Source organism: Acetobacter sp. P1H12_c (assembly GCF_018811975.1).
Taxonomy (GTDB): Bacteria; Pseudomonadota; Alphaproteobacteria; order Acetobacterales; family Acetobacteraceae; genus Acetobacter; species Acetobacter persici.
On sequence record NZ_JACRVR010000089.1, the window covers coordinates 1 to 1193 of the forward strand.

The 1193-nt window shown below is 54.5% G+C and carries 1 protein-coding gene; it reads right to left on the reverse strand.

Going from position 1 to position 1193, the window contains the following annotated elements:
- Window positions 1–13: 13 nt before the first annotated feature.
- Entirely contained in the window at window positions 14–973 is a 960-nt protein-coding gene (locus tag KP699_RS16205) for an IS110 family transposase (RefSeq protein ID WP_215763345.1), read from the reverse strand.
- Window positions 974–1193 lie beyond the last annotated feature (220 nt).

The window sequence follows — 1193 nt, forward strand, 5'->3', positions numbered from 1 at the left end:
CTAGCAACTGTGTTTAAGCGGCGGAGCTAATGCGCCATGGCAGGCCTGTTTTGAGGACGGCGTTGGCGATTGTGATGAGACGCCGTGCGATAGCGACGATCACCAGTTTATGTGGCTTACCCCGCTGTTTCATGCGTTTGGCGACAGCTTTCAGAACAGGATTATGGCAGGCAGCTGCCAATCCTGCTTGGAACAGGACGTGACGGAGAGATCTTCTTCCCCCTGAAATGACACGTTTCCCCCGCATCGCGCCACTATCGTGAGCCATTGGTGCAAGTCCGGCCATGGCAGCAGCTTCTGTCGCCGTCATACGGCCGAGTTCCGGCATTTCTGCGAGAAGCATGGAGACTGATACCGGGCCGATACCAGGAATGGAGCGGAGAAGTTCTGCTTTCGCGGAGAGTTCTTCTGCCTCTGCGATAACGCTTTCAATCCGTTGTTCGAGCTCGCTGATCTGGCTTTCGAGAAATGCTTTGAGACTGCTGTCCATGTCCTCCAGTTCAGCGCTCACACCCTGCTTGCGGCGCGCCGCAATCTGGGCAGAAAGCCGTTTACGTGCCTCCACCATCTGAGCTCTGCGCACCGTCAGTGCCCGCAGAAACTGGAGTTTTACATCCGGCAGTGTTCGTCCTGCTTCTGGACGAAAAGCCATAAAGCGCGCAATCAATTCCGCATCGATCTGATCGGTTTTCGCGCGTTTCCCCATGGAGAGTGCGAAAGCTTTGATCTGTGCAGGGGGCAACTGGACTGCATTGAGTCCCATACTGATGAGAAGACGCCAGAGTGCCCATTCCTGTCCACCGGTGGCTTCAAACCCAATTTTGAGACCGTCCGGCATACTCTGAAGAGTTTCCAGTAATCTGGCATGGCCATCAGGTGAATTCTGAAAACGAAATCTCTGCTTTTCTGGCAGGCAAAAGCCATCGAGCCAGTCTCGGGACACGTCTATTCCAATGACGGTTTGCGCAGACATATCACTCTCTCTTTCTTATGTTCGCGGTCCCGAAAGCGGGCCGCCGTCAACTGTTCGAGACGGTGAAGAGAGGCGAGATCAGCCTGCTAGAAAACGTGGTCAGGCTACCAGGTGTTAAGCGCTGTATCTCACCTCATGAACGCCCCTGGCCAGGGGCGTTCATGAGGTCATCATAACAGGCTGGAAACACATAAGGTGTTTAGTCCCGGGATTTGATGGG